Origin of the sequence: Pseudomonas sp. SO81 (genome assembly GCF_030374125.1) — a bacterium.
Taxonomy (GTDB): Bacteria; Pseudomonadota; Gammaproteobacteria; order Pseudomonadales; family Pseudomonadaceae; genus Aquipseudomonas.
In genome coordinates this window covers 4,824,291-4,842,577 of record NZ_CP126126.1, presented here as the reverse complement: position 1 = coordinate 4,842,577, position 18,287 = coordinate 4,824,291, and the positions used below count along the sequence as shown (strand labels likewise).

Genomic DNA, 18,287 nt, shown 5'->3' with positions numbered 1-18,287 from the left:
CAAAGTTTCTGAAATTCCCGCTTTCCCTCTATATAGAAGAGGATTTCATGCCTGCATGATCCAGCCCTCCACGCCCATGGCAGCCTGGCGCAGCGCTTCGGAGCGGGTTGGGTGTGGGTGGCAGATCAGCGCGATGTCTTCGGCCGAGGCGGCAAACTCCATGGCGACGCAGTACTCGCCAATCATCTCGCTCACGCTCGGCCCCACCATATGCACGCCGAGGATCTCGTCGGTGCGCTCATCGGCCAGCACCTTCACGAAGCCCTCGGTCTCGTGGTTGATCTTGGCGCGGCTGTTGGCCGTGAAAGGGAACTTGCCGATGCGATAGGGACGCCCTTCCGCCTTGAGCTGCTCCTCGGTCCTACCGACGCAGGCTACCTCGGGCTTGGTATAGATGACGCTGGGGATGACGTCATAGTTCACCTCGGCAGCCTTGCCGGCGATCTTTTCGATACAGGCGATCGCCTCGTCTTCCGCCTTGTGCGCCAGCATCAGCCCTGAGGTGACATCACCGATCACCCAGATGCCAGGGATCGAAGTCTTGTGGTGCTCATTGGTCAGCATGCCGCGCTTGTCGGTAGCGAGCCCGACGCTCTCCAAACCCAGCCCTTCGGTGTAAGGGCGACGACCAATGGCCACCAGCACATAGTCGGCCTCCAGCACCTGAGCCGAACCGCCTGCGGCCGGCTCGATGCTCAACTCCACCCCTCTGCCTTTCACTACCGCACCGGAGACCTTGCTGCCCAACTTGAAGCTCATGCCCTGCTTGCTGAGCGAGCGCTGCAGCGTCTTGGCCGTCTCGTCATCCAGTCCGGGGCAGATTCGATCCAGGTACTCGACCACCGTCACCTCGCTGCCGAGCCGGCGCCAGACCGAGCCCAGTTCCAGGCCAATGACTCCTGCGCCGATCACCACCAGATGCTTGGGCACCTCCGGCAGCGAGAGCGCACCGGTCGAATCCAGGATGCGCTGGTTGTCGATGGTCACGCCCGGCAACGGAGTCGGTTCGGAGCCGGTGGCGATCACTATGTCCTTGGCCTGCAACTCGGTCTGGCTGCCGTCGGCCGCCGTCACTTGCACCCGCCCTGCCCCAACCAGCTTGCCCCAGCCCTTGATCCACTCGACCTTGTTCTTGCGAAAGAGGAACTCGATGCCCTTGGTCAGCGCGGCGACGCTCTCGTCCTTCTGCTTCATCATCTGCGGCAGGTTGAGCGTCGGCTTGACCTCGATGCCGAGGCTGGCGAACTCCTTGCCGCTCGCTGCCTCGTACAGCTCCGATGCATGCAACAGCGCCTTCGACGGCATGCAGCCCACATTCAGGCAGGTGCCGCCAAGCGTCTCGCGCCCTTCGACACAGGCAACCTTGAGCCCGAGCTGGCCGGCCCGGATGGCGGCGTTGTAACCACCAGGACCGCCGCCGATTACCACAACATCGTATGCACTCATGGAGCACTCCCTCTGGAATCAGCGACTAGCCGACAGTGGAACGACACTCGAACCACGGCGTAATAAATGGAAGGCCGCAAAGGCCGCGGTGGCGAACAGACCATGAAGAAGAACCATAGGCCAGGACGTGCCGTCCTGCAGGAGACCGAGCAGAACTCCGGCCAGGGTCGCGCCGGCCATCTGGGCGAAGCCCATGAAGCCCGCCGCCAGACCGGCTCGATGCGCATTGGGAATCACAGCGCCGGCCACCGACGCCGGCAGCACCATGCCACCGCCAATGGTGACCAGCACCTGCGGCAGTGATAGGCCGAGCACCGAGAGCCCGAACAGCGCATGCACCAGGACGGTCAATGCAGCGCCGGTGGCTACCAGGGCGACGCCGATGGCGACGATCCGCTGCGGCCCGAGCTGGAGGATCTTCTTCTGGGTGAACAGGGCCCCGGCGATCAGACCGGAGACGATGGCACCAAAGGTGAGGCCGTATTCCGCCGCACTCAGGCCGAGCAGCTTTATATAGGCAGCGGATGATCCGGCGATCACGGCGAACATCGCGCCATAGGTGAAGGCCAGGGTCAGCGCGAAGGTGCGCAGCGAGCGCCCCTGCAGCAGGTCCCAATAGTCGCCGGCCAACCCGAGCAGACGACCGGCATGCGGATCGAGCTGGGCGTTGCTCTCCTTATAGAGGAACAGCACGGCGAGCAGTGCGATGCTGCCAACCGAGAAAGCCGCCAGCACTGGCGCCTGCCAGCCCCAGTGCAGGGTCAGCTGACCGCCGAACATGGGTGCCAGAACGATGGAGGTCAGCATGCCGATCACTGTAAGCGCCAGGGCCGGCCCGGCCTCGGCCTTCCACACATCGCGTACCACGGCTCGCGCCAGCACCAGGGCCGAACAGGCCCCCAGCCCCTGTAGCGCCCGAGCGGTGATGAACTCGGCGAGATCGCCAGCCAGCAGCATCCAGCCGGTCGCCGCCAGGTACACCAGCAACCCGGCTATCAGCACGGGCCGGCGCCCCAGGCGATCGGACAGCGGCCCGACGATCAGCTGACCGAGCCCGAATGCCGCCACGAATATCGACAACGCGGCGAGGCTAGTCCCTGGCCTGGCCGCAAAGCCCTGCTCCAGCTCAGCAAGCGCCGGAATCAGCAACTGGGTGGAAATCTCGCCCAGTGCCGTAAGCGTCATGAGCATCAGCAGCAGGATTCTGGTTGGTTTCGGCATTGCATTTCTCCGCACATCCGCAGTGAGGCCACATGGCGTCACGCATTTATATTTTGACCATAATATAAAATATGAAATGATACCAATCATTCATTGCCATCCACAGGAGCCAAGCATGCAAACAACTGATCGAGAGCAGATCCTCGCCAACTGGCTGGAAGCCGAGCGCAACGCCCGCGCCCGGCTGGGTGAGCCCGGCACCCTGTCGCTGAAACAGGTCAGCGAGCTGAGCGCCCAGGAATTCTTCGACCGTATTGGCAGTGGCGAGCTGCCCAGCCCGCCCTTCGGCCATCTGGTCGACTTCGTTCCGCTGGAATGGGAGCCGGGTCGCTTTCTGTTCCAGGGCACGCCCGACGCCCGCCACTACAACCCGCTGGGTAGCGTGCATGGCGGTTATGCGGCCACCCTGCTCGACTCCTGCATGGGCTGCGCCGTGCATACCCAGCTGAAAGCCGGCCAGGGCTACACCACCATGGATCTGCGCATCAGCTACGTGCGTGCCATCACCGCCAGCACCGGACCGATCCGCGCCGAAGGTCGCGTCGTCCACCTGGGCCGCTCCACCGCGCTGGCCGAGGGTCGGCTATATGACGTGGATGACCGCCTGTACGCGGTCGGCTCCACCACCTGCATGATTCTCGATTTACGCGGCTGACCAACCACGCGGGCCCGGCCAGTACGCTTACAGCGGCAGGCCCGCACCAGCTGAATACCAATCACCTCGATAGAACCCACCAACCATTAAATTACAATCGACATCTATACGGTCGTTTGAATTACTCCTATCATATTTCTGCGGATGGCGAATCCACGCCTCCCTCACCGTCACAGGACTACAGCCATGACCTCCATCGTGATCGCCGGCTACGCCCGCTCCCCCTTCCACTTCGCCAAGAAAGGCGGATTGATCAATCTGCGTCCGGACGACCTGGCGGCCCAGGTACTGAAGGGGCTGGTCAACAAGCTCGATCTCGACCCCAGCCTGCTGGAAGACGTGATCATGGGCTGTGCCTATCCAGAAGCCGAACAGGGCATGAACATCGCCCGCATCGCCAGCTTCCGCGCCGGTTTCCCCGAGACCCTCGGCGGCGCCACGGTCAACCGCTTCTGCGGCTCTTCCATGACCTCGGTGCACTTCGCCGCCGGGCAGATCATGCTCGGTGCCGGCGAGGCCTTCCTCTGCGCTGGTGTGGAATCCATGACCCGCGTGCCCATGGGCGGCTTCAACATATCGCCCAACCCGACCCTGATGAGCAGCTTCCCGCAGGTCTATATGGCCATGGGGCATACCGCCGAAGAGGTGGCCAAGCGCTTCGAGATCAGCCGCGAGGAGCAGGAAGCCATGGCGGTCGAATCCCACGCCAAGGCCGTTCGCGCCCGCGAGCTCGGCTACTTCAAGGACGAGATCCTCGCCGTGGAAACCCCGGACGGCGTGATCGACGAAGACGGCTGCATCCGCCCCGGCACCAATGCCGAGGCCCTGGCCGGACTGAAGCCGGCCTTCGGCGGCAGTGTCACCGCCGCCACTTCGTCGCCACTCACCGACGGCAGCGCCGCCGTGCTGGTGTGTACCGAAGAATTTGCCCGCCGCCACAAGCTGGACATCCTGGCACGCATCAAGGCCGTCGCCGTCGGCGGCTGCGCGCCGGAGATCATGGGCATGGGCCCGGTGGTGGCGACCCGCAAGGTGCTGGAGCGTGCCGGCCTGAGCATCGGCGATATCGACCTGGTCGAGATCAACGAGGCCTTCGCCAGCCAGTCCATCGCCTGCGTACGCGAGCTGGGCCTGGACATGGCCAAGGTCAACATCGATGGCGGCGCCCTCGCCCTCGGCCACCCGCTGGGCGCCACTGGCGCGCGCATCACCGGCAAAGCCGCGTCGCTGCTCAAGCGCACGGGCGGTCGCTACGCCATTGCCACCCAGTGCATCGCCGGCGGCCAGGGTGTGGCCACGCTGCTCGAAGCGGTCTGACCATCACGGGCGCGGCTCCTCGCCGCGCCCGCATTCTCTTCTCAGCGTGTAAGATGAAGGTCAGCATTCCAATTCCTGCCTGGAACTGACCGCCATGCGCTATTCCGAAGACCACAAAGCCAAGACCCACCAACGCATCGTCGACGAGGCCGCCCTGCGCTTTCGCCGCGACGGCGTGCTGGCCACCGGCCTGCAGCCGCTGATGAAGGCCCTCGGCCTGACCCACGGCGGCTTCTACGCGCACTTCAAGTCCAAGGACGACCTGGTCGAGCAGGCGCTGCAGCAGAGCGCCGATCAGCTCAAGGCCGGCCTCAACGAGGTCGAGAAGAGCCCGCAGCCGCTGCAGACCCTGATCAAGCGCTACCTTTCCTCCGCCCATTGCAAGGCGCCGGGCGCCGGCTGCCCGCTGCCGACCATCTCCGCCGAGCTGGGCCAACGCGGCCAACCGAGTCCGGTCACCGACCAGATCGTGCGCGACCGCCTGCAGATGATCGCCAACAACCTGTCCGGCGAAGACGCCGAGGCGCAGAGCGCGCTGATTCTCTCGAGCATGGTCGGCGCCCTGGTGCTGTCGCGCAGCGTCGCCGATCCGGAACTGGCAGAGCAGCTGCTCAGCTCGGCACGCAAGCTGTTGCTGGAACAGGTCGAAGAGGCCTGATCGGCAGGCAACAAAAAAGCCCTCGCGGTCACCCGCGAGGGCTTTTTACTTTCTGCGCCTCAGCGCTTGTAGCGAGCCGCCGCGCTGTTGCGCGACAGATTCGGCCCCAGTGCGCCGCGTGCGGCCACCAGCGCCTGCCAGTCGGCGGCGTTCGGCAGCGACGGAATGGTGACCAGCTCGCCTTGGTCGAAACCGGCCAACGCGGCATCCACCATCTCGCCGACCTCCATGATCATCTCCGCCGGCAGCGCGGCCTCATCGATGCCGGTGCGCTCCCAGATCTCGGTGCGGGTCATGCCCGGCAGCACGACCTGGACCTTCACGCCCTTGCCGACCAGCTCGCCATTCAGCGTCTGGCTCAGGCTCAGTACATAGGCCTTGGAGGCACTGTACACGGCGTTGAACAGCTCCGGCGCCAGGGCCACTACCGAGGCGATGTTGATGATCGCGCCGTTACCGCGCGCGGAGAACTGCGCGGCAGCCACGGACGCCAGACGAGTCAGGGCGACGATATTGAGCTGGATCAGCACCTCGGCCTGGTCGAGATCGGCCTCGGCCAGCTTGCCGTTGGCGGCGATGCCGGCGTTGTTCACCAGCACGCTGATGGCCGCATCGTTGCGCAGCTTGTCTTCCACTACCGCCAGCTCGGCCTTCTGGGTCAGGTCGGCCTTGAGCACTTCGACCTGCACCCCGTATTCCTGGCTCAGGCGACCGGCCATGCTTTCCAGACGCTGGGCGTCGCGCGCCACCAGCAACAAGTCGTGGCCGCGGCGCGCCAGGCGCTCTGCGTAAGTTGCGCCGATGCCTGCGGATGCGCCGGTGATCAGTGCCTTGCCGAGTTTGCTCATGTTTCGTCTCCCGAAGAATGGTTAAGGCCGAATGGCCAGCAACTGAATTGGATTACGCTCGACATATTATATGGCGAGCGTAATCCCACAACAGCTATTTGCCTATGGCTCTCATAGAGCGACGGCTACCCCTGCTTATGACTATAAAAATAGTCTAAAAAAGTATTTATCTATTCCATTTTTATCACTTAGCTTTGCTCTACCGGACCACCGGACAAACCCCAAGAAGAACGACATCTGTCCAGTGGCTCGACCTTCCCCGGAACGGTCCGCGCCCGCCCGAGGAGCATCACCATGAGCATTCCCTTCGCCCGCCGCCTGCTGGCGGTACTGACGATTTCCAGCCTGAGCCTGAGCGCCCAGGCCGCCGACTTCACCGTTGCCTACCAGACCACCGTCGACCCGGCCAAGGTCGCCCAGGCCGATGGCGCCTATGAGAAAGCCAGCAAGTCCGAGATCGACTGGCGCAAATTCGATGGCGGCGCCGAAGTCATCACCGCCGTGGCCTCCGGCGACGTGCAGATCGGCTACGTCGGCTCCAGCCCACTCGCTGCCGCGGCCACCCGCCAGCTGCCGGTACAGACCTTCCTGATCGCCACCCAGATCGGCGCCGCCGAGGCCCTGGTCGCCCGCGACGGGAGCAAGATCAGCAAGCCGGAAGACCTGATCGGCAAGAAAGTCGCCGTGCCCTTCGTCTCCACCGGCCACTACAGCCTGCTGGCCGCGCTGAAGCACTGGAACATCGACCCGGCCAAGGTGCAGGTCCTCAACCTGGCGCCGCCGGCGATCATCTCCGCCTGGAAGCGCGGCGACATCGACGCCACCTACGTGTGGGACCCGGCCCTGGGCGTGGCCAAGGAAAACGGCAAGGTGCTGATCACCTCCGGCGAGCTGAGCGAGCTGGGCGCACCGACCTTCGACGCCTGGATCGTGCGCAAGGACTTCGCCGAGGAACACCCGGAAGTGGTGCGCGCCTTCGCCAAGGTGACCCTCGACGCCTACGCCGACTACCGCAAGGACCCGAAGGCCTGGCTGGCCAACCAGGACAACATCGCCAAGGTGGTGAAGCTCTCCGGCGCCAAGGCCGAGGACATCCCGCTGCTGCTGCAGGGCAACGTCTTCCCGCTGGCCGCCGACCAGGCCACCGCCCTCGGCGCGCCGACCACCCAGGCCATCACCGACACCGCCAAGTTCCTCAAGGAGCAAGGCAAGGTCGACGCCGTGCTGCCGGACTACGCGCCCTACGTCAGCAACCAGTACGTCACCAATTGAGCATCGGGCCCTCGCTCCAGAACCTGTTTCGGGGCTTTTGAGCTAGAGCCAGGCAAGGCGAAATTGGGCGAGGACGCGGAGTTTACGAAGTGTAAATGAGCAGTCCGAGCCCGATTTCAACGCAGCCTGGCCGACGATCAAGAGTTCCGAAGCAGGTTCTACGGGGCGAGGTTCGGCGGCGGCAAGGATGCCGTCACCGGATGCACCCAACCTGAAGAGAAAGACATGGCCCTACTCGAACTGGAGCGCATCGGCGCACAGTACCCCGGCGCGGCCGAACCGGTACTGCAAGACATTTCTCTGACCCTCGGCCCCGAGCAGTTGCTGGTGGCCCTGGGCCCTTCCGGCAGCGGCAAGACCAGCCTGCTCAACCTGATCGCCGGCTTCACCGCCCCCAGCCAAGGGCGCATCAGCCTGGACGGCGTGCCCGTCACCGGCCCTTCCGCCGAGCGCGGCGTGGTGTTCCAGGACGACGCCCTGCTGCCCTGGCAGAACGTGCTGGACAACGTCGCCTTCGGCCTGCAGCTGGCCGGCGTGCCGCGCGTGCAGCGCGAGGCCAAGGCCCGCGAGTTGCTGAGCCTGGTCGACCTGGCCGGCTTCGAACAACGACGCATCTGGGAACTCTCCGGCGGGCAGAAACAGCGTGTCGGCCTGGCCCGCGCCCTGGCCGCCGAGCCGCGTGTGCTGCTGATGGACGAACCCTTCGGCGCGCTGGACGCCTTCACCCGCGAACAGATGCAGGAACTGCTGCTGCAGGTCTGGCGGCGCACCGCCAAGCCGGTGCTGCTGATCACCCATGACATCGAGGAAGCCGTATTCCTCGCCACCGACCTTGTGCTGCTGGCGCCTAATCCGGGACGCATCGCCGAGCGTCTGCACCTGGACTTCGGCAAGCGCTACGCCGCTGGCGAGAGCGCCCGCGCCATCAAGTCCGATCCCGATTTCATCGCCACCCGCGAGCACGTGCTCGCCCAGGTCTTCGCCGAGCGCCAGAGGAGGCAGGCATGAGCAGCTACGAGTTCGTCTACGCCAAGAGCGAGGCCGAACAGCAGGCCGCGCGTGCGCCACGCCAGCTCAGCCTGCTCACCCTCGGGCTGATCAGCGTCGGCAGCCTGCTGTGGATCTGGTGGGCGGTGACCGCCGCCGGACTGATCGAGCCGCTGTTCCTGCCCAGCCCGCAGACCGTGCTGGCGCGCGGCTGGAAGCTGATCACCGAGGGCTACCTGGATGCCAGCCTGTGGCAGCACCTGGGCGCCAGCCTCGGTCGTATCGGCCTGGCCCTGCTGTTTGCGGTACTGACCGCCATTCCGCTGGGCATCGCCATCGGCCGCAGCCGCGTGGTGCGCGGCCTGGTCGATCCGCTGATCGAGTTCTACCGGCCGATCCCACCGTTGGCCTACCTGCCGCTGATCGTCATCTGGTGCGGCATCGGCGAGCTGTCCAAGGTGCTGCTGATCTACCTGGCGATCTTCGCCCCTATCGTCATCGCCACCGCCACCGGCGTGCGCAGCGTCGACCCGGCCAAGCTGCGCGCCGCCCAGGCGCTCGGCGCCACCCAGGGCCAGCTGATCCGCCACGTGGTGCTGCCCAGCGCCCTGGCAGACATCCTCACCGGCGTGCGCATCGGCCTCGGGGTCGGCTGGTCGACCCTGGTCGCCGCCGAGCTGATCGCCGCCCAGCGCGGCCTCGGCTTCATGGTGCAGTCGGCGGCGCAGTTCCTGGTCACCGACGTGGTGATCCTCGGCATCCTGCTGATCGCCGTGATCGCCTTCGCCCTGGAACTGGGCCTGCGCGCCCTGCAACGCAAGCTGGTGCCCTGGCATGGCCAGGCCCACTGATTCGGAAGTAGCTGCATGAGCCTCAATATCACCCCCCTGAGCCCGGCCCTGGGCGCCATCGTCGGCGGTGTCGACCTGCGCCAGCCGCTGGCGGACGCCGACCAGCGCGCCATCGAACAGGCCCTGCTCGACCACCAGGTGCTGTTCTTCCGCGCCCAGCCGATCGAGCCGCCGCAACAGGCGGCCTTCGCCGCACGCTTCGGCGACCTGCACATCCACCCGATCTACCCGAACATCCCCGAGCAGCCGGAAGTGCTGGTGCTCGACACTGCCGTCACCGACGTGCGCGACAACGCCATCTGGCACACCGACGTGACTTTCCTCGAGACGCCGGCCCTGGGCGCCGTGCTGGCCGCCAAGCAGCTGCCGGCCTATGGCGGCGATACGCTGTGGGCCAGCAGCAGCGCGGCCTTCGAGGCACTGTCCAAGCCATTGCAACACCTGCTCGACGGCCTCACCGCCAGCCACGACTTCACCCGTTCGTTCCCGCTGGAACGCTTCGGCAACACACCCGAGGCGCTGGAGCGCTACCACGAGGTGCAGCGCCAGCATCCGCCGGTGACCCACCCGGTGGTACGCACCCACCCGGTCACCGGGCGCAAGGGGCTGTTCGTCAACGAGGGCTTCACCACGCGGATCAACGAGCTGGAGCCGGCCGAGAGCGACGCCCTGCTGCGCTTCTTGTTCGCCCACAGCACTCGTCCGGAATTCAGCATCCGCTGGCGCTGGCAGGAGAACGATATGGTCTTCTGGGACAACCGCATCACCCAGCACTATGCGGTGGACGACTACCGCCCGGCGCGACGGGTGATGCACCGCGCCACCATCCTCGGCGACACGCCCGTATAGCGGAGCGAGACATGACCACGCATGACGAGGAGTTCCTGCGGCGCGCCGCCGAGGCCAAGGGCCGCATCGTGCAACTCGCACCTGCCGAGGCTCGGCAGCGCATCGAGGCCGGCAGCCTGCTGCTGGATGTGCGCAGTGGCGAGGAATATGCCGAAGGCCATATAGAGGGAGCCCACCATCTACCCGGCGAGGAGTTGGCCCGGCGTTTCGCAGAACTGCAGCCGGACAGGCAGGCGCCGATCCTCTGCTACTGCCGCGGCGGCAATCGCGGCGCCCTGGCCGCCGACGAGCTGCAACGTCTCGGCTACAGCAACGTCGCGTCCATCGAGGGTGGCCTCAGCGCCTTCCTCGCCGAGCGGGACTAAGGCGCCGCATCCTCGAAGCGGTCCACGCTGCGCAGGCTGCGGAAGCCCCACATCCAGCCGCCGACCACGCCGAGGGTGCACAGGCTGCCCAGCACCGCCGCCGGCACCGCGCCGAACCAGGCGGCGCTGCTGCCGGCGCGGAATTCGCCCAGCTCGTTGGAGGAACCGATGAACAGCATGTTCACCGCGTTCACCCGGCCGCGCATGGCGTCCGGGGTGGAGAACTGGATCAGTGAGGAGCGGATATACATGCTCACCATGTCCGCGCCGCCGGCCACCATCAGCGCAGCGAACGACAGCCAGAACAGGTTGGACAGCGAGAACACCAGGTTGGCCAGGCCGAACACGGCCACCGCGATGAACATGCGCATGCCCACGTGGCGATTGAACGGCCGCGTGCTCAGGTAGAAGCCCACCGTCACCTCGCCGATGGCCATGGCACTACGCAGGATGCCGAGGCCGGTCGGGCCCACCTCCAGCACCTCATGGGCATACATCGGCAGCAGCGCCACCACGCCGCCGAGCAGCACGGCGAACAGGTCCAGGGAGATGGTGCCGAGGATGATCGGCCTCGAACGGATGAAGTGGATGCCGGCGGTGAAACGCTTCCAGGCGGTGGCCTCGAGAGGCTTGCTCTCCTCGCGGAAGCGCACCTGGACACAGGCCAGCATCAGCACACCGGCGGCGAAGAACAGCAGGCACAGCGCGTAGGTCAGCTCGCCGCCACCGATGGCGTAGAGTGCCCCGCCCAGCACCGGGCCGGAGATGGTCGAGGCGCGCACGATCATGCTGTTGGCGGCGATGGCCGCCGCCAGGCTCTCGCGCGGCACGATCTGCGGCAGCAGGCTGGACAAGGCAGGGCCGGTGAAGGCGCGGGCGCAGCCGTAGGCCACCAGCACGCCGTAGAAGGCCTCGACCGGCCCATGGATCAGCGACAGCCACAGCAGCACCGCGGCGCAGATCGCCTCCACGCCCCAGCTCAGGCCGAGTATCCACTTGCGGTCGAAGCGGTCGATCAGGTCTCCGGCCGGCAGCAGCAGGAACAGCATCGGCAGGAACTGGGCCAGGCCCACATAGGCCAGGCTCATCGGGTCGCGGGTCAGGTCATAGACCTGCCAGGCCACCACCACCGCCAGGATCTGCACGGCGAACATGGCCAGCACACGGGCGGCAAGAAACGGCAGGAAACCGGGCTGGCGGTAGACGGAAAGTTCGGCGGACACGGCGCAAGTCCCAAGGCAGAAAGAAAACGGGGCAATCTACTGGATCAAAAGCTGTCCGGGCAAACAACTCCCGGGCACATGCATATACCTAAATATCATTTAGGAAATAACAAACAAATCAATAAGCTATAAAAACCGGACCACCGGAGCACCGCACTTTTCTCGCCGCTCCGTTGCGCCCTCATCCCCGGTGCCCGTTGCTGGCGCATCCACAAGATGAGGTTTGCATGACCAGTCCGATTACCCTTGAGGACAGCTCCACCGCCCGCGAAGTTCTGCGTTCATCCGACCAGGACATCGCCCCCGCGCTGCTCCCGGCCGCCATTCTCGGCAGCGACGCCGAGGCCCTGCAGGCCGCCCATGAGCTGGCTCGCGCCGCCGAAGCCGAGGCGATCGGCCGCGACCGCGAACGCCGTCTGCCCTGGGAACTGGTGGAGCGCTTCACCGCCAGCGGCCTCGGCAGCATCGCCGTGCCACGCGAGTTCGGCGGGCCGCAGCTGTCCCACGTCACCATCGCCGAAGTATTCCGCATCATCTCCGCCGCCGACCCGGCCCTGGGGCAGATCCCGCAGAACCAGTTCGGCCTGCTCGGCCTGCTGCGCGTCGCCGCCAGCCCGGACCAACAGCGCCGCCTGTTCGCCAGCGTGCTGGCCGGCTGGCGCATCGGCAACGGCGGCCCCGAACGCGGCAGCAAGCACACTCAGGACATCCAGGCGCGCCTGGTGCAGCGCAATGGCCGCTGGCTGTTCAGCGGAGAGAAGTTCTACTCCACCGGCGCCCTGTTCGCCCACTGGATCGCCACCAAGGCGCTGGACGAAGCCGGCCGGCCCTGGCTGGCCTTTATCCAGCGCGGCCGCCCGGGCCTGCGCATCGTCAACGACTGGTCCGGCTTCGGCCAGCGCACCACCGCCAGCGGCACCGTGCTGCTCAACGAGGTGGAGGTGGACGCGGACAATTTGATCCCGCTGTGGCCGCTGGCCGAACAGCCGAGCCTGCAGGGCGCCTTCTCCCAGCTGATCCAGGCCGCCATCGACCTGGGCATCGCCGACGCCGCCCTGCGCGACGCCATCGCCTTCGTTCGCGACAAGGCTAGGCCGTGGATCGACGCCAAGGTCGAGCGCGCCGGCGACGATCCTTATGTGATCGCCGATGTCGGCCGCCTGCAGGTCGAGCTGCATGCCGCCGAGGCGCTGCTGCACCAGGCCGGCCGCGTGCTCGACGAAGTCGCCGCCGCGCCCGTCGATGCCGACGGCGCCGCCCGCGCCTCCATTGCCGTGGCCGAGGCCAAGGCGCTGACCACCGAAATCTCGCTGGTCGCCAGCGAGAAGTTGCTGGAGCTGGCCGGCAGCCGCGCGACCCTGGCCGAGTTCGGCCTCGACCGCCACTGGCGCAATGCCCGCACCCACACCCTGCACGACCCGGTGCGCTGGAAGTACCACGCCATCGGCGCCTGGCACCTCAACGGCCGCCACCCCAACCGCCACTCCTGGATCTGAGCCATGAACGCACCTTTGAATACCGGCGCGGCGAAGATCCGCGACGACGCCCAGGCTCTGGCCACCGCCGAGCGCCTGGCCCAGGATTTCGCCGCCGGTGCCGCCGAGCGCGACCGCGAGCGCCGGTTGCCGCATGCGGAACTCGACGTCTTCAGCCGCTCGGGCCTGTGGGGCATCACCGTACCCAGGGCCTTCGGCGGTCCCGGCCTGTCCAGCGTCACCCTGGCCAAGGTCATCGCCCGCATCGCCCAGGCCGATGGCTCCCTCGGGCAGATTCCACAGAACCACTTCTACGCCCTGGAAGTGCTGCGGGTGAACGGCAGCCAGAAGCAACAGCAGCGCCTGTACGCCGAGGCCCTGGCCGGCAAACGCTTCGGCAACGCCCTGGCTGAGCTGGGCACCAAGACCGCGCTAGACCGCAACACCCGCCTGACCCGCACCGACACCGGCTACCACATCGACGGGCGCAAGTTCTACTGCACCGGCGCGCTGTTCGCCCAGCGCATTCCCACCCTGGCGGTGGACGAGCACGGCGTCGGCTTCCTCGCCTTCGTTCCGCGCGAGGCCAAGGGCCTGCAGCTGATCGACGACTGGAGCGGCTTCGGCCAGCGCACCACCGGCAGCGGCAGCGTGCTGTTCGACAACGTAGCGGTGGCCGCCGAGGACGTGGTGCCGTTCCAGAGCGCCTTCGAGCGGCCGACCACGGTCGGGCCCTTCGCCCAGCTGCTGCACGCGGCCATCGACACTGGCATCGCCCGTGGCGCTTACGAGGACCTGCTGCAGTTCGTGCGGCACAAGTCGCGGCCGTGGATCGACGCCGGCGTAGATACAGCCGCCGAAGACCCGCTGACCCAGCAGGAAATCGGCAAGCTGCGCGTGCGCCTGGCCGCCACCGAGGCGCTGCTGGAGCGCGCCGGCGAGTTCGTCGACCGCGCCCAGCTGGCGCCGGACGAGGCCAGCGTGGCTGCCGCCTCCATCGCCGTGGCCGAAACGCGCGCGATCAGCACCGAAACCTCGCTGCTGCTCGGCAGCAAGCTGCTGGAGCTGTCCGGCAGCCGCGCGACCCTGGCCGAGTACGGCCTCGACCGCCACTGGCGCAACGCGCGCACCCACACCCTGCATGACCCGGTGCGCTGGAAGTACCACGCCATCGGCGACTACTACCTCAACGAGCGCCTGCCGCCACGCCGAGGGACCATCTGATGGCCAAGCAGCTGCTGCTCAACGCCTTCAACATGAACTGCGTCGGCCACATCAACCACGGCCTGTGGACCCACCCGCGCGACCGTTCGGTGGACTTCAACCGCCTCGACTACTGGACCGACCTGGCCCGCCTGCTGGAGCGCGGGCTGTTCGACGGCCTGTTCCTCGCCGACATCCTCGGCGTCTACGACGTGTACCAGGGCGGTGTCGACCTGACCCTGCGCGAGAGCATCCAGCTGCCGATGAACGACCCGTTGCTGCTGGTCTCGGCCATGGCCGGCGTCACCTCGCACCTGGGCTTCGGCGTCACCGCCAACCTGAGCTACGAGGCGCCCTTCACCTTCGCCCGGCGCATGAGCACGCTGGACCATCTCACTGGCGGCCGGGTCGGCTGGAACATCGTCACCGGCTACCTGGAGAGCGCCGCCCGCGCCATGGGCCACAGCGAACAGGTGGAACACGACCGCCGCTACGACCGGGCCGACGAGTACCTGGAGGTGCTCTACAAGCTCTGGGAAGGCAGCTGGGAAGACGACGCCGTGCTGGCCGACCGCGGCCGGCGCATCTACGCGCAGCCGCACAAGGTGCATCCGATTCGCCACCACGGCGAGTTCTATCAGGTCGAGGGCTATCACCTCAGCCAACCCTCGCCGCAGCGCACGCCGCTGCTGTTCCAGGCCGGCTCTTCCGCGCGCGGCCTGCAGTTCGCCGGCAGCCACGCCGAGTGCGTGTTTATCGGCGGGCAGAACAAGGAGGCGGTGCGCGCCCAGGTCGACAAGGTGCGCGCCGCGGCCGTGGCCGCCGGGCGCCCGGCGGATGCGATCAAGGTGTTCATGGGCATCAACGTGGTGGTCGCACCGAGCGAGGCCGAGGCCCGCGACAAGCTGGCCGAGTACCAGCGCCACGCCAGCCCCGAGGCCGGCATCGCACACTTTTCCGCCTCCACCGGCATCGACCTGGCTGGCTTCGGCCTGGACGAGCCCATCGTCGAGCGCAAGACCAACGCCATCGAGTCGGTGGTCAAGAGCTTCAGCGGCTGGACCAAACGCCGCCTGCTGGAGCAGCACGCCCTCGGCGGTCGCTACCCGCAGGCGGTCGGCTCGCCCAGCCAGGTGGCCGAGCAGTTGCTGGCCTGGATCGACGAGACCGGCCTGGACGGCTTCAACCTCACCCGCACCGTCACCCCGGAGAGCTACGTCGATTTCATCGACCTGGTGATCCCCGAGCTGCAGCAACGCGGCCGCTACAAGACCGCCTACGCCGACGGCGCCCTGCGCCACAAGCTGTTCGGCCAGGGCCCGCGCCTGGCCGCGCCGCACCCGGCCGCCCACTGGCGGCAACCGAATCTACCGACCGAAGAAAAGGAACCTCGTCATGCGTAAGACCCTACGAAGCTTCACTCTGCGCGCCGCCGCCCTCGGCCTGCTGCTGGCCGGCGGCCTGGCCCAGGCGGACGAGCCGCTCAAGCTCGGCACCACCGCCGCCTTCGCCCCGCCGCTGGAAGTAGCCGTGGCCGAAGCCAAGGCCCAGGGCCTGGACGTGGAGCTGGTGGAATTCACCGATTGGATCGCGCCCAATGTCAGCCTGGCCAACGGCGACATCGACGTTAACTACTTCCAGCACATCCCCTTCCTGGAGAACGCCAAGAAGGAAGGCGGCTACGACTTGGTGCCGGTGGCGCGCGGGGTGATCAACAACGTCGGCCTGTATTCGAAGAAGCACAAGGACTTCGCCAGCCTGCCGGACGCTGCCACCGTCGCCATCGCCAACGACCCGGTCAACGGCGGCCGCGGCCTGCAGCTGCTGGAGAAGGCCGGGCTGATCAAGCTCAAGCCCGGCGTCGGCTACAAGGCCACCCTGGAAGACATCACCGACAACCCCAAGCACCTGAAGATCATCGAGCTGGAGGCCGTGCAGCTGGTGCGCGCGCTGGACGAGGTCGACCTGGCCCAGGGCTACCCGCACTACATCCGCCTGGCCGGCACCCTGGACGCCGAGTCCGCCCTGCTGTTCGACGGCCTCGACCACCCCGAGTACATCATCCAGTTCGTCGCCCAGCCGCAGAAGGCCAAGGACGCGCGCGTGCTCAAGTTCATCGACATCTACCAGCATTCGCCGAAAGTGCGCGCTGCCCTCGACAAGGCCCACGGCAAGCTCTACCAGGCGGGTTGGGAGAGTTGAGATGAGCGGCTTCCAGGCCCATCTGCCACAAGCCACCGGCGAGGCGCAGCTGCGCTTCGTCGGTGTCGGCAAGACCTACGTCACCGGCGTGCGCGCCCTGCGCGACATTGACCTGGCCATCGACCGTGGCGAGATCTTCGGCATCATCGGCCGCAGCGGCGCCGGCAAGTCCTCGCTGCTGCGCACCATCAACCGCCTGGAAAAGCCCACTAGCGGCCGTGTGCTGATCGACGGCGTGGACATCGGCCAGCACGACTACGATCAGCTGGTGGCGCTGCGTCGGCGCATCGGCATGATCTTCCAGCACTTCAATTTGCTCTCGGCCAAGACCGTGCGGCAGAACGTCGAGCTGCCGCTCAAGGTCGCCGGCGTGCCGCGCGAGGAGCGCCGGCGCAAGGTCGACGAGCTGCTCAAGCTGGTCGGCCTTGAGGGCAAGCACGACGCCTACCCGGCGCAGCTCTCCGGCGGCCAGAAACAGCGCGTCGGCATCGCCCGCGCGCTGGTGCACGATCCGGACATCCTGCTGTGCGACGAGGCCACCAGCGCGCTGGACCCGGAGACCACCCAGTCGATCCTCGCCCTGCTGCGGCAGATCAACCTGCGCCTGAACCTGACCATCGTGCTGATCACCCACGAGATGGCGGTGATCCGCGACATCTGCGAGCGCGTGGTGGTGCTGGAACAGGGCGAGATCGTCGAACAGGGCCCGGTCTGGCGCGTGTTCGGCACGCCCAGCCACGAGGTCACCCGCACCCTGCTGGCGCCGCTACAGCACGAGCTGCCGGACGACCTCAAGGCGCGTCTGCGCAGCTACCGCCTGACCCCGGACGACAACCTTGTGCTGCGCCTGCACTACGCCGGCCACGGCAGCGCGCCGGACCTGCTCGGCATCGGCAGCGCCCTCGGCGGCCGGGTGACCCTGCTCGACGGTGGCATCGAACGCATCCAGGGCCGCCCGCTCGGCCGCCTGCTGGTGGAAGTGGCAGGCTCCGCACTGGAGCCAGGACAACTGCTGAACAACGCCCGCCGCCTGGCGGACCACGCGGAGGTAGTCGGCTATGCCACTGCTGCTTGAACGTCTCTGGCAGGGCCTGCTCGACACCCTGCTGATGGTCGGCGTGTCATCGCTGCTGGCCCTGCTCGCCGGCATCCCGCTGGCGGTATTCTTGGTCACCAGCGGCCGCGGCGGCCTGTTCGAGGCGCCGCGCCTGAACCGCCTGCTCGGCGCCATCGTCAACCTGTTCCGCTCGGTGCCGTTCCTGATCCTGATGGTCGCGCTGATCCCCTTCACCCGCCTGGTGGTCGGCACCACCTACGGCGTATGGGCCGCCGTGGTACCGCTGACCATCGCCGCCACGCCGTTCTTCGCGCGCATCGCCGAAGTCAGCCTGCGCGAGGTCGACCTGGGGCTGATCGAAGCAGCCCAGGCCATGGGCTGCCGACGTCGGCACATCATCTGGCACGTGCTGCTGCCCGAAGCCCTGCCCGGCATCGTCGGCGGCTTCACCATCACCCTGGTGACCATGATCAACTCCTCGGCCATGGCCGGCGCCATCGGTGCCGGCGGCCTCGGCGACCTGGCCTACCGCTACGGCTACCAGCGCTTCGATACCCAGGTAATGCTCACGGTAATCGTGGTGCTGGTGGCGATGGTCAGCCTGATTCAGCTAGGCGGGGACAGACTTGCAGGAAGGCTGAATAAACGAACCTGAGCC

General features: G+C 66.8%; 18 protein-coding genes. 14 read left to right on the top strand and 4 right to left on the bottom strand.

The window, feature by feature from the left end:
- Positions 1 to 45: 45 nt before the first annotated feature.
- Positions 46 to 1,446 carry a dihydrolipoyl dehydrogenase gene (gene lpdA, locus OH686_RS23205; RefSeq protein ID WP_289535552.1) on the bottom strand — a complete coding sequence of 467 codons (1,401 nt, stop codon included), beginning with the start codon at positions 1,444 to 1,446 and terminating at the stop codon, positions 46 to 48.
- 18 nt (positions 1,447 to 1,464) lie between these two features.
- The gene (locus OH686_RS23200) at positions 1,465 to 2,667 is read right to left on the bottom strand and encodes an MFS transporter (RefSeq protein WP_289535551.1); all 1,203 of its coding nucleotides are present in this window, start codon (positions 2,665 to 2,667) and stop codon (positions 1,465 to 1,467) included.
- 115 nt (positions 2,668 to 2,782) lie between these two features.
- Between OH686_RS23200 and OH686_RS23195 the strand changes: the two genes are divergently transcribed.
- From OH686_RS23195 to OH686_RS23185, 3 genes are all read left to right on the top strand, one after another.
- Positions 2,783 to 3,322, top strand: a complete 540-nt coding sequence (locus tag OH686_RS23195) for a PaaI family thioesterase (RefSeq protein ID WP_289535550.1) — start codon at positions 2,783 to 2,785, stop codon at positions 3,320 to 3,322.
- Between the two features lie 186 nt (positions 3,323 to 3,508).
- On the top strand, positions 3,509 to 4,639 hold the full coding sequence (locus tag OH686_RS23190) for a thiolase family protein (protein ID WP_289535548.1): 1,131 nt from the start codon (positions 3,509 to 3,511) through the stop codon (positions 4,637 to 4,639).
- 94 nt (positions 4,640 to 4,733) lie between these two features.
- A complete protein-coding gene (locus OH686_RS23185) occupies positions 4,734 to 5,297 on the top strand; it encodes a TetR/AcrR family transcriptional regulator (RefSeq protein ID WP_289535547.1) in 564 nt (187 codons plus the stop codon).
- 59 nt (positions 5,298 to 5,356) lie between these two features.
- Here the strand turns inward: OH686_RS23185 and OH686_RS23180 are convergent, their stop codons facing one another.
- Entirely contained in the window at positions 5,357 to 6,145 is a 789-nt protein-coding gene (locus OH686_RS23180) for an SDR family NAD(P)-dependent oxidoreductase (protein ID WP_289535546.1), read from the bottom strand.
- Positions 6,146 to 6,439: 294 nt separating this feature from the next.
- On the opposite strand from OH686_RS23180, the gene tauA reads away from it, so the two are divergent.
- From tauA to OH686_RS23155, 5 genes are all read left to right on the top strand, one after another.
- The gene (gene tauA, locus OH686_RS23175; protein WP_289535544.1) at positions 6,440 to 7,417 is read left to right on the top strand and encodes a taurine ABC transporter substrate-binding protein; all 978 of its coding nucleotides are present in this window, start codon (positions 6,440 to 6,442) and stop codon (positions 7,415 to 7,417) included.
- A 225-nt stretch (positions 7,418 to 7,642) separates the two neighbouring features.
- Positions 7,643 to 8,425 (top strand): taurine ABC transporter ATP-binding subunit, encoded by a 783-nt coding sequence (gene tauB, locus OH686_RS23170; RefSeq protein ID WP_289535543.1) that lies wholly within the window; start codon positions 7,643 to 7,645, stop codon positions 8,423 to 8,425.
- Complete coding sequence (gene tauC / locus OH686_RS23165) at positions 8,422 to 9,255, top strand: taurine ABC transporter permease TauC (RefSeq protein ID WP_289535541.1); 834 nt, start codon at positions 8,422 to 8,424, stop codon at positions 9,253 to 9,255. Before tauB ends, tauC begins: the two co-directional genes overlap by 4 nt.
- Positions 9,256 to 9,270: 15 nt before the next feature.
- Entirely contained in the window at positions 9,271 to 10,104 is an 834-nt protein-coding gene (tauD, locus tag OH686_RS23160; protein WP_289535540.1) for a taurine dioxygenase, read from the top strand.
- Between the two features lie 11 nt (positions 10,105 to 10,115).
- The gene (locus OH686_RS23155; RefSeq protein WP_289535539.1) at positions 10,116 to 10,469 is read left to right on the top strand and encodes a rhodanese-like domain-containing protein; all 354 of its coding nucleotides are present in this window, start codon (positions 10,116 to 10,118) and stop codon (positions 10,467 to 10,469) included.
- On the opposite strand, the gene OH686_RS23150 is transcribed toward OH686_RS23155, so the two are convergent.
- Positions 10,466 to 11,692 carry an MFS transporter gene (locus tag OH686_RS23150; protein WP_289535538.1) on the bottom strand — a complete coding sequence of 409 codons (1,227 nt, stop codon included), beginning with the start codon at positions 11,690 to 11,692 and terminating at the stop codon, positions 10,466 to 10,468. The two genes, OH686_RS23155 and OH686_RS23150, sit on opposite strands and share 4 nt — an antisense overlap.
- Before the next feature lie 227 nt (positions 11,693 to 11,919).
- Between OH686_RS23150 and OH686_RS23145 the strand changes: the two genes are divergently transcribed.
- From OH686_RS23145 to OH686_RS23120, 6 genes are read left to right on the top strand one after another with little or no spacing between them, the layout of a single operon-like run.
- The gene (locus tag OH686_RS23145) at positions 11,920 to 13,188 is read left to right on the top strand and encodes an SfnB family sulfur acquisition oxidoreductase (protein WP_289535537.1); all 1,269 of its coding nucleotides are present in this window, start codon (positions 11,920 to 11,922) and stop codon (positions 13,186 to 13,188) included.
- A 3-nt stretch (positions 13,189 to 13,191) separates the two neighbouring features.
- Complete coding sequence (locus OH686_RS23140; RefSeq protein ID WP_289535535.1) at positions 13,192 to 14,391, top strand: SfnB family sulfur acquisition oxidoreductase; 1,200 nt, start codon at positions 13,192 to 13,194, stop codon at positions 14,389 to 14,391.
- The gene (locus OH686_RS23135; protein ID WP_289535533.1) at positions 14,391 to 15,773 is read left to right on the top strand and encodes an LLM class flavin-dependent oxidoreductase; all 1,383 of its coding nucleotides are present in this window, start codon (positions 14,391 to 14,393) and stop codon (positions 15,771 to 15,773) included. Before OH686_RS23140 ends, OH686_RS23135 begins: the two co-directional genes overlap by 1 nt.
- The gene (locus OH686_RS23130; RefSeq protein ID WP_289535531.1) at positions 15,766 to 16,572 is read left to right on the top strand and encodes a MetQ/NlpA family ABC transporter substrate-binding protein; all 807 of its coding nucleotides are present in this window, start codon (positions 15,766 to 15,768) and stop codon (positions 16,570 to 16,572) included. Before OH686_RS23135 ends, OH686_RS23130 begins: the two co-directional genes overlap by 8 nt.
- A 1-nt stretch (position 16,573) precedes the next feature.
- Positions 16,574 to 17,647 carry a methionine ABC transporter ATP-binding protein gene (locus OH686_RS23125; RefSeq protein ID WP_289535530.1) on the top strand — a complete coding sequence of 358 codons (1,074 nt, stop codon included), beginning with the start codon at positions 16,574 to 16,576 and terminating at the stop codon, positions 17,645 to 17,647.
- Positions 17,631 to 18,284, top strand: coding sequence for a methionine ABC transporter permease (locus tag OH686_RS23120; protein WP_289535528.1), 654 nt, complete (start codon positions 17,631 to 17,633; stop codon positions 18,282 to 18,284). Before OH686_RS23125 ends, OH686_RS23120 begins: the two co-directional genes overlap by 17 nt.
- The last annotated feature ends 3 nt before the right edge of the window (positions 18,285 to 18,287 follow it).

What these genes read in the sequence shown, in the direction of transcription:
- lpdA (WP_289535552.1), bottom strand. Translation starts at nt 1,446, where the DNA reads ATGAGTGCATACGATGTTGTGGTAATCGGCGGCGGTCCTGGTGGTTAC.
- OH686_RS23200 (WP_289535551.1), bottom strand. Translation starts at nt 2,667, where the DNA reads ATGCCGAAACCAACCAGAATCCTGCTGCTGATGCTCATGACGCTTACG.
- OH686_RS23195 (WP_289535550.1), top strand. Translation starts at nt 2,783, where the DNA reads ATGCAAACAACTGATCGAGAGCAGATCCTCGCCAACTGGCTGGAAGCC.
- OH686_RS23190 (WP_289535548.1), top strand. Translation starts at nt 3,509, where the DNA reads ATGACCTCCATCGTGATCGCCGGCTACGCCCGCTCCCCCTTCCACTTC.
- OH686_RS23185 (WP_289535547.1), top strand. Translation starts at nt 4,734, where the DNA reads ATGCGCTATTCCGAAGACCACAAAGCCAAGACCCACCAACGCATCGTC.
- OH686_RS23180 (WP_289535546.1), bottom strand. Translation starts at nt 6,145, where the DNA reads ATGAGCAAACTCGGCAAGGCACTGATCACCGGCGCATCCGCAGGCATC.
- tauA (WP_289535544.1), top strand. Translation starts at nt 6,440, where the DNA reads ATGAGCATTCCCTTCGCCCGCCGCCTGCTGGCGGTACTGACGATTTCC.
- tauB (WP_289535543.1), top strand. Translation starts at nt 7,643, where the DNA reads ATGGCCCTACTCGAACTGGAGCGCATCGGCGCACAGTACCCCGGCGCG.
- tauC (WP_289535541.1), top strand. Translation starts at nt 8,422, where the DNA reads ATGAGCAGCTACGAGTTCGTCTACGCCAAGAGCGAGGCCGAACAGCAG.
- tauD (WP_289535540.1), top strand. Translation starts at nt 9,271, where the DNA reads ATGAGCCTCAATATCACCCCCCTGAGCCCGGCCCTGGGCGCCATCGTC.
- OH686_RS23155 (WP_289535539.1), top strand. Translation starts at nt 10,116, where the DNA reads ATGACCACGCATGACGAGGAGTTCCTGCGGCGCGCCGCCGAGGCCAAG.
- OH686_RS23145 (WP_289535537.1), top strand. Translation starts at nt 11,920, where the DNA reads ATGACCAGTCCGATTACCCTTGAGGACAGCTCCACCGCCCGCGAAGTT.
- OH686_RS23140 (WP_289535535.1), top strand. Translation starts at nt 13,192, where the DNA reads ATGAACGCACCTTTGAATACCGGCGCGGCGAAGATCCGCGACGACGCC.
- OH686_RS23135 (WP_289535533.1), top strand. Translation starts at nt 14,391, where the DNA reads ATGGCCAAGCAGCTGCTGCTCAACGCCTTCAACATGAACTGCGTCGGC.
- OH686_RS23130 (WP_289535531.1), top strand. Translation starts at nt 15,766, where the DNA reads ATGCGTAAGACCCTACGAAGCTTCACTCTGCGCGCCGCCGCCCTCGGC.
- OH686_RS23125 (WP_289535530.1), top strand. Translation starts at nt 16,574, where the DNA reads ATGAGCGGCTTCCAGGCCCATCTGCCACAAGCCACCGGCGAGGCGCAG.
- OH686_RS23120 (WP_289535528.1), top strand. Translation starts at nt 17,631, where the DNA reads ATGCCACTGCTGCTTGAACGTCTCTGGCAGGGCCTGCTCGACACCCTG.